6 protein-coding genes and 3 pseudogenes are annotated in these 8,146 nt (G+C 57.2%); 5 read left to right on the forward strand and 4 right to left on the reverse strand.

The genetic code is table 11. The features are described 5' to 3' along the window. From AN476_RS21630 to AN476_RS21640, 3 genes and pseudogenes are all read left to right on the forward strand, one after another. A pseudogene (locus tag AN476_RS21630) lies at window positions 1-425 on the forward strand (hypothetical protein); the annotation flags it as partial. 97 nt (window positions 426-522) lie between these two features. Then, window positions 523-768, forward strand: a complete 246-nt coding sequence (locus AN476_RS21635) for a helix-turn-helix domain-containing protein (RefSeq protein WP_025059995.1) — start codon at window positions 523-525, stop codon at window positions 766-768. Then, on the forward strand, window positions 768-2,060 hold the full coding sequence (locus tag AN476_RS21640; RefSeq protein ID WP_054463842.1) for a type II toxin-antitoxin system HipA family toxin: 1,293 nt from the start codon (window positions 768-770) through the stop codon (window positions 2,058-2,060). The genes AN476_RS21635 and AN476_RS21640 overlap by 1 nt, the downstream gene beginning before the upstream one ends. 491 nt (window positions 2,061-2,551) lie before the next feature. Here the strand turns inward: AN476_RS21640 and AN476_RS21645 are convergent, their stop codons facing one another. After that, on the reverse strand, window positions 2,552-3,595 hold the full coding sequence (locus AN476_RS21645) for an IS110 family transposase (RefSeq protein ID WP_054463843.1): 1,044 nt from the start codon (window positions 3,593-3,595) through the stop codon (window positions 2,552-2,554). A gap of 142 nt (window positions 3,596-3,737) precedes the next feature. Between AN476_RS21645 and AN476_RS21650 the strand changes: the two genes are divergently transcribed. After that, a complete protein-coding gene (locus AN476_RS21650) occupies window positions 3,738-3,935 on the forward strand; it encodes a hypothetical protein (RefSeq protein WP_054463844.1) in 198 nt (65 codons plus the stop codon). 300 nt (window positions 3,936-4,235) lie between these two features. Here the strand turns inward: AN476_RS21650 and istB are convergent, their stop codons facing one another. Together istB and istA are read right to left on the reverse strand one after the other, a co-directional pair. Further along, window positions 4,236-5,027 (reverse strand): IS21-like element helper ATPase IstB, encoded by a 792-nt coding sequence (gene istB, locus AN476_RS21655; protein WP_054463845.1) that lies wholly within the window; start codon window positions 5,025-5,027, stop codon window positions 4,236-4,238. After that, a pseudogene (gene istA / locus AN476_RS21660) lies at window positions 5,017-6,284 on the reverse strand (IS21 family transposase); the annotation flags it as partial. The gene istB and the pseudogene istA, both read right to left, overlap by 11 nt. Before the next feature lie 36 nt (window positions 6,285-6,320). Here istA and AN476_RS21670 point away from each other — a divergent pair. Further along, a protein-coding gene (locus AN476_RS21670; protein WP_371257380.1) for an IS3 family transposase occupies window positions 6,321-7,453 on the forward strand; the annotation gives its coding sequence in 2 pieces (ribosomal slippage) (window positions 6,321-6,600 and window positions 6,600-7,453; 1,134 coding nt in all). Between the two features lie 64 nt (window positions 7,454-7,517). Here AN476_RS21670 and AN476_RS21675 read toward each other — a convergent pair. Continuing rightward, window positions 7,518-7,844: pseudogene (locus tag AN476_RS21675) on the reverse strand (helix-turn-helix domain-containing protein); the annotation flags it as partial. Window positions 7,845-8,146 lie beyond the last annotated feature (302 nt).

The raw sequence follows: 8,146 nt of genomic DNA on the forward strand, positions 1-8,146 counted from the left end.
TGGCGAAGGAGGTTGAAGATCTTGAATCTGAGAAGATCTTGGCGGCCTATCCCGAGGACAGGATCCGAGACCGGCGGACCAGTCTGCGTTTGATCGCAGCAGCTGTTAAGGCCGGAGTGAAGCCCGACGATCTGAAGCAAGCGGTCAAAGCCTATGCCAAGGAAAGCGAGGGCTACACGCGCAGCAAGGTCTGCTTCTCAGACAACTGGTTCAAGATGCGACGTTGGGAGAAGGGGCTTGCCCAGATACAGGCGGACCGCGAGAAGGCACGAGAAGCCGAAGCCAAAGGTCGTGCCAGCCTCACCGAGTGGATCCACGAGCGCCATCCCCTGTGTCGTCACATCACCAACCGGCAGGTCGAGGACTTAATTGCATCGAAGCTGGTGACGCCTGAGCAGGTTCGAGCTGCGGGGCTGCAGGCATGAGTGCGGCTCGATTGTTACGCTATGACGTAAAAATTGAATATTTACGTTGCAGCGTAATTTATTTTGATTTACGCTGTGCCGTAAAAGGAGCCACGTCATGGACCTCACAGCACGAACGGCCGAGCAGATCGGCGAGGCACTCCGCCGGACGCGCAAAGCGCGCGGCTGGACCCAAAGCGATATCAGCGCGCGTACGAATTTGCGCGTCGCGACAATTTCGTCGCTCGAGAATGGCGACGCGGGAGCGAAGCTCGCCACAGTGCTCGCTGTCATGGCGGCACTTGGGCTTGAGTTCCGATTGGTGGAGCGCGGTGGCTCGCTTGAGATTGAGGATATCTTCTGATGGCCAAACACGGGCGTAGCGGCACGATGCAAGTGCTTCTGAACGGGCGGACGGTGGGGGCTTTGCGTCTCGCTGGTTCAGGCGCGATCAGCTTTACATATGATCCGGAATGGTTGGCATGGGAACATGCCATGCCCATCTCGCTTTCGCTGCCTTTGCGTGAAGAGGTACACCAGGGCGGCCCTGTTATCGCCTACTTGGAAAACCTGCTGCCGGACAATCAGGCGATACGAGAGCGCGTCGCTGCACGGGTGCGTGCGGGCGGCACGGACGCGTGGCACATGCTGGAGAAAATCGGGCGCGATTGCGTGGGGGCCTTGCAATTCGTCTCAGGTGAGATTCCAGAGTTTGCCGTGCTCAAGGGAGAGCCCGTATCTGAGGCACAGATTGCGGATATGTTACGCAACCTCGCAAGCGCTCCGCTAGGCTTGGATGAGGAAGACGACTTCCGCATTTCCATCGCCGGGGCGCAGGAGAAAACAGCGCTGCTGCGCCACGAGGGCGCCTGGATCCGTCCATCGGGGCTCACTCCTACGACCCATATCTTCAAGACCCAGCTAGGTGTTTTACCAGCGGGGATTGACTTGTCTGACAGTGTTGAGAACGAGTTTTTCTGCATGAGCTTCTGTCGCGCCATGGGTTTGGATGTAGCAGAGGTCGAAATTACTGACTTCGAAGATGTACGAAGCCTTGTCGTGACGCGGTTTGATCGGCGCTGGACCAAAGATGGCCGCTTGATCCGCCTCCCGCAGGAGGATTTTTGTCAGGCGCTCTCAATCCCACCCAGCCAAAAATATCAAATGGATGGCGGGCCGGGGATCACCGAAGGGATCGGGTTGCAGGCGGGCAGTGATGACCCCGAGGCGGATCAGCGCGTGTTCTTCCGCGCGCAAGTGCTGTTTTGGCTTTTAGGGGCGACAGACGGGCACGCTAAGAATTTCAGCATCGCATTGCGCCCCGGCGGGTTCCGCATGACCCCACTCTACGATGTGCTGAGCGCTCAGAAAGCCGTGGATGACGGTCAAATCCGCCAGAACCGGATGCGCCTCGCGATGGCCGTCGACGGACACTACCGGATCAACGAGGTGGTGCCGCGTCATTTCCTACAGGCTGCGAAGGCGGCAGGTTTTGGTGTGGCGCTAGCGGAAGAGATCTTGTCGGGCGTCGCGTCTGAGCTTGAACCCGCCTTGGACAAGACACTAGCAGACCTGCCGGATGGGTTTCCACAGCCTTTGGCGGAAGCCATCGCTGCTGGCATACGGCGTCGGGCGGCAGCCTTTCATGCCGTATGATCCGCAGATCATATTTCCGTTTTATGGTCGGCAGATCATATTTACTGCGCGCAATCTGCAGGCCCGGCACAGTAGTTGCAGCGTTTCAGGCCAGCTTTGACGGGCCAGCCCAGAGATTGATGGCCAAACTCAGATCCTCAACGCCGTGTTTCTGATTGCTGAACATAAGCGGGCAGCCGTGTCAGACGCGGGACAAACCCCACTTCAATAAGAAAATTCCCCTGCGCCAGCGCATTCCTCGCGAGCATGTGTGGACACCCGTCGGTCAAGCATTTTTTCGAAGTCCGATTTCCGGTTCAGTGCGCTCATGTGTCCGGCCTTTTGTCGCGGTGGATGCCGCTGGCCCTGATGAAGTCCGCAGATCTTGGTCCCTATCAAATTTATGCACATGCAAATGCAGTCTCGCGAACGGGCTTTCCTGATCTCCGGCTGGCACCGGTTTTCATCATTCGACGTGCACGCTCTCCCGATCTCTGTGTTTCTGGCCTTGCTCAGACGGCGAGCGCCGCCTTCTCAGGTTTATACTCTGCCTTCCCGGTCATGACGGCCCAGGCAATCCTTGCAATCTTGTTGGCCAATGCCACCGTCACCAACCGTGGAGGCTTGCCGGTATCGATGAGACGTTTCACCCAGCCATAGAGCGGCGTTTCCCGTCCCGATGTGACCCGCCTGATGACCGATGTCGCCCCGAGTACAAGCAGCGTTCGTAGGGTTCGGTCGCCAGCTTTCGTGATCCGCCCATTCCGTTCCTTCCCGCCAGAAGAGTTGGATTTGGGCGTCAGCCCCAACCAGGCGGCAAAGGAACGGCCGGATGGAAAGGCTTCCGGGTTCGCGACAGTCGCGGCCAGGGCCGTGGCAATGATCTGCCCTATGCCGGGGATTGTTGCCAGCCTGCGGCTGGCTTCACTTGTTCGATGCCAGTCTCTGAGCTGCTTCTCAAGCTGCTTGACCTCGTCCGTGACGATCATGATCTGCCGGGCATAGGTCTCGACGATGGATCGAACAAGTGGCGGGACACCGAGCTCGTCGCCTTCGTGTCCGAGGACACGATCGACCAGCTCGCCGACCCGCTCAATCCCCACAGGGGCGACAATGCCAAGTTCGGCCAGATGGCCGCGCAGAGCATTCACCAGCATGGTCCGCTGACGGATCAGCAAGGACCGGGTACGGTGGATCATCAGGACCGACTGCTGATCCACCGATTTGACCGCGACGAAACGCATGGTCGGGCGGGTGACGGCTTCGCAGATCGCCTCGGCATCGACGGCGTCATTCTTGCCGCGCTTGACGTAGGGCTTCACGTATTTCGGGGTCATCAGTTTGACTTCATGGCCCAGGGCGATCAGTTCCCGGGCCCAGTGATGAGCAGCGCCGCAAGATTCCATGCCAATCAAGCTGGGTGGCAGATCTTCGAAGAAGGCCAGAAACTCGGATCGTCGCAGCTTCCTATTCGTAAGCACTTGGTCACTCCCGTCGATCACGTGCACCTGAAAAAACCGTTTCGCGATATCAACGCCAATTGTCAGTCCGGACATTTCTTCCTCCTCTGCCCTCGGATTTCTCCCCAAGGGTGAAGCTGGGGGTGGAGGGTGTCCACACCATCAAGTTTCTCGCTGACAGCCCCTTGGTGCCAGCTTTGGTCATGTTCATCGAAACACTCAAAGTGAGGATCAAAAAATGGCTACTCAAACTCTGAAACTGAACGTCAAATCCGGCGAAATAGACGGCAAGAACTTCTGGGCCCGCTGCGGCATCCTCTTCGTCAACACCGACGACCGCGGCAACATCACGTCGATCAACGTCAAACACAGCATGTTCCCCGACGTCGAAATGGTCGCCTTCCCCCGCCGCGATGACGACCCAGTCACCGAATGACTGCGGTGCCGGGGCGGGTAGCCCGCCCCGGGTGACCCCTAAGTTAGGTGTGGATCGCTGCCAATTGGACTTCCACAAGCACCCGATGTCGCTTCAGTGCCACTCCTCAGACCGGACTTTCGCTGCAAGTGCAGAACCGGCAGTTGGGGGAACTGGTGCTAAGCGGACTTGGACGAAACCGCTCTCGCGGTATTGGCGTAGGTTGCGGTTGTTGTTCGCTGATTTGAATGTTGATTGTCACTGAAAACTGACCCGGTATTTTCTCCGAGATTTGACCCACCCTCAGTTATGCGCCTTGGTCTATGACGCGGTCAATGTTTTGGTCTCCTTTCCAGTTTTCTTTGCGGCCTCTGAGCTGGCCTTGAAGCGGTAGCTGTCATTGCCGGATTCCAGGATATGGCAGCGGTGTGTTAGCCGATCGAGGAGAGCCGTTGTCATCTTTGCATCGCCAAAGACCTGCGCCCATTCCGAGAAGCTGAGGTTGGTTGTGATGATGACGCTGGTGCGTTCATAGAGCTTGCTGAGCAGGTGGAAGAGCAGCGCCCCGCCAGAGGAGCTGAACGGCAGATAGCCGAGTTCGTCTAGGATGACCAAGTCGACCTTCGTCAGCATCTCAGCGAGTTTCCCTGCCTTTCCAAGTGCCTTCTCCTGCTCCAGCGCGTTGACCAATTCCACGGTCGAGAAGAAGCGCACCTTACGCCGGTGATGTTCGATGGCTTGGACGCCGATTGCCGTGGCTGTGTGACTCTTGCCCGTTCCGGGGCCGCCGATCAAAACGACATTCTCGGCCGCTTCGATAAACTCGCATCGGTGTAGCTGCCGCACTGTTGCTTCGTTGATCTCACTCGATGCAAAGTCGAAGCCGGTGAGGTCCTTGTATGCTGGGAAGCGCGCCACTTTTGTGTGGTAGGCGATTGAACGCACCTCCCGTTCTGCGATCTCGGCCTTGAGCAGCTGTGACAGCATTGGTGTAGCCGCCTCGAATGCTGGCGCCCCTTGGGCAACCAGGTCTTCGACCGCGTTTGCCATGCCGTAGAGCTTGAGACTGCGCAGCATGATGACGATGGACGCTCCAGCTGGATCATGACGCATGGCGCTTCTCCCCAGCCTGTCTCAACCCATCATAGCGATCCACATTGGCCTCTGGCGTCGTTTGCAATGCCAGTGCGTCCGGCGGGTCGACCTCGGGATGGTCTGTTGGTTTGCGATCAATCAATCGATGCAGCAGGTTCAGGATGTGTGTCTTGGTAGGCACGCCCGCTTCCAAAGCCAGTTCTACCGCGCACAGGACGTCTGCCTCGTTGTGCTGAAGAACCAAAGACAGAATGTCGACCATTTCTCGGTCTCCGCCCTCTTTGCGCAGCATGTGATCCTGCAACTGGCGAAAGGCTGCGGGCATCTCTGTAAACGGCGCGCCATTGCGTAGAGCGCCGGGTTTGCGTTGAATGACAGCGAGATAGTGACGCCAGACATAGATGACCTTGCCGGGCTTGCGGTGAGACCGATCAATGACCCGCGCATGTTCGCAGACTGTATGCCCTTCAGCGACCACGACCAGCCGTTCGGGATAGACATGCAGGCTGACACGTCGGTTCGCAAAGTCGGCCGGCACGCTGTAGCGATTGCGCTCGAAGGAGATCAGGCATGTTGGTGACACACGCTTGCTGTGCTCGATAAAGCCATCAAAGGCTGGCGGCAGCGCCATCAGCATAGGCTTCTCAGCTTCCCACACGTCAGCAACGGAACCTGGCAAGGCTTTGTGTGGTGTCTCTGCCCAAAGCGCGATGCAGCGATCTTCGAGCCACTGGTTCAGATCCTCCAAATCGGCAAAGACGGGCATGACTTGCCACATGCGATTGCGCGCGTCTTGCACATTCTTCTCAACCTGACCCTTCTCCCAACCTGCGGCAGGATTGCAAAACTCAGGCTCAAATACGTAGTGGCTGGCCATAGCTTTGAAGCGTGCATTGACGTCCCGCTGCTTGCCTTTGCCCACACGATCAACGGCGGTCTTCGCTCGGCCTGGCCTCGGACCCATGGCGGCCAATCCTCGCTGTCGTAGATCCCGCGACCAGGCACGCCGCCGAAGACGCGGAATGCATGCCAGTGGGCGTCAAACAGCATCTCGTGCGTTTGCAGCGGGTAGGCCCGCACCAGGAACGCGCGGCTGTGTGACAGCTTGATGTGCGCGACCTGGAGCTTGACCCGCTCGCCGCCGATATTGGCCCAGTCTTCGCTCCAGTCGAACTGGAAGGCTTCTCCGGGCTCAAACACCAGAGGCACAAAAGTACCGCGACCTGTTATTTGTTCCGCACGGTGAGAGGTGGTCGCGGAAATTCGGACCAGTGCTTAAGGTGGATCGCATGACGAATGAGACGATTCAGAATGACGAAGAGAAAGAATTACTCGGCTGAATTTAAGGCCAAAGTTGCGCTTGAGGCGATCCGCGAAGAAATGACTCTTGCGGAACTGTCGAAGAAGTATGGCGTTCACCCGAACATGATCAGCGGTTGGAAACGGACGGCGATCGCAAACATGGCGTCAGGCTTTGAACGCGGCAAACCGGATGAAACCCGCCAGTCAGAAGCCGAGATCGAAAAGCTGCATTCAAAGATCGGCCAGCTTGTCGTGGAGCGCGATTTTTTGGCCACTGCCTCGCATCAACTGCTCGGGACGCGAGGCAAAAAATGGTGAGCAAAGACCACAAGCTGAGCGTGCGCCGTCAATGCAAGCTGCTGACGCTGGCCCGGTCTAATCTGTATTATCAGCCGAAGGGCGAGAGTGCGGAGAACCTGCGGTTTATGGAAATCATTGATAAGCAATTCCTGGAAACGCCGTGGTACGGATCGCGCCAAATGGCACGTCATATGAAGCGCAACAACCACGTATGCGGGCGGCATCGTGTCCGGCGATTGATGCGGCTTATGAGCTTGGTTCCAATCTATCAGGAACCCAATACCAGCACGAAGCACCCTCATCATAAGATTTGGCCATATTTATTGCGGAACATCGTGATTGACCGGCCAAACCAGGTCTGGTGCGCAGAAATTACTTACATACCGATGCGGCGCGGCTTCCTGTATCTCGTGGCCATCATGGATTGGCACAGCCGCAAAGTTCTCGCCTGGCGGCTGTCCAATAGCATGGATGCGGACTTCTGCGTCGCGACTCTGAAAGAGGCCCTGGCCAAACATGGGACGCCGGAGATATTCAACACAGATCAGGGCAGCCAGTTCACCAGCGGCGCTTGGATCGACGTAGTGACCGACGCGAAGATCAAGATCAGCATGGATGGAAAAGGCGCGTGGCGCGACAATCGGATGATTGAGCGGCTCTGGCGATCCTTGAAGTACGAATGCGTCTACCTGCACGCCTTTGAAACAGGCTCAGAAATGCGGACAGGGATCATTAAATGGCTGACCTACTACAACTCTGAGCGCCCGCACTCGACGCACGGATTATTGACCCCCGACGAGGCTTATGACAGCAAAACAGAACCAATGAGATTGGCAGCCTGAAGTGAAACCCTGATCCACCTTAAACCGGCTGCAAACTGGTCAAGAAATCAGGACCACCTCTGTGTCGATCGTCACGCCAGGCACGGGCAAAAGCCGCAACACGTTCATATGACCCATCATACCCCAGCTTCACCAGATCAGCATGCATTTGCTTCACTGTCCGCCGCTCTTTGCGTGACTTCCGCGTCTGGATTAAAAGCCAAGCTGACAGCCGATCCGCGTAGGGATCCAGCTTGCTTGGACGCTTGGGCGTCTTGAACTGCGGTTCCACCGCACCTTCACGCAGATACTTCTTGATCGTGTTCCGAGACAAACCCGTACGCCGGGCAATCTCTCTGATTGGCATTTTGTCACGCAATGCCCAGCGTCGAATGACACTCAAAAATCCCATGTCGATCACTCCAAATCCCCCCAACCAAAACCATCGGGGAACTGTGTTCACATGGGTCAATTCTCAGTGACAATTTATGGGGCTACCGGGTCAGTTCTCAGTGACAATCAACAATCCCGAGCTATCTGACGCCCGCTCAAACCTTCCTCAAAGTAAGCGTGACGCACCTTCAAATACAAATCCACGGTGAATATCCCCAAGCCCTCCCGAAAACCGAAAGGGCAAAAGTGGCCGACTTTTACGCCGCCCGCGACCGCACTGTGCCGCCGCTACCGTGGCCGAATATTGCTCCGCCATTCACA

Source organism: Phaeobacter sp. 11ANDIMAR09, from assembly GCF_001294455.1.
Classification (GTDB): domain Bacteria; phylum Pseudomonadota; class Alphaproteobacteria; order Rhodobacterales; family Rhodobacteraceae; genus Pseudophaeobacter.

Excerpts from the sequence above, each read along its gene's own strand:
- AN476_RS21640 (WP_054463842.1), top strand. The coding sequence starts at position 768 with ATGGCCAAACACGGGCGTAGCGGCACGATGCAAGTGCTTCTGAACGGG.
- AN476_RS21645 (WP_054463843.1), bottom strand. The coding sequence starts at position 3,595 with ATGTCCGGACTGACAATTGGCGTTGATATCGCGAAACGGTTTTTTCAG.
- AN476_RS21650 (WP_054463844.1), top strand. The coding sequence starts at position 3,738 with ATGGCTACTCAAACTCTGAAACTGAACGTCAAATCCGGCGAAATAGAC.
- istB (WP_054463845.1), bottom strand. The coding sequence starts at position 5,027 with ATGCGTCATGATCCAGCTGGAGCGTCCATCGTCATCATGCTGCGCAGT.
- AN476_RS21635 (WP_025059995.1), top strand. The coding sequence starts at position 523 with ATGGACCTCACAGCACGAACGGCCGAGCAGATCGGCGAGGCACTCCGC.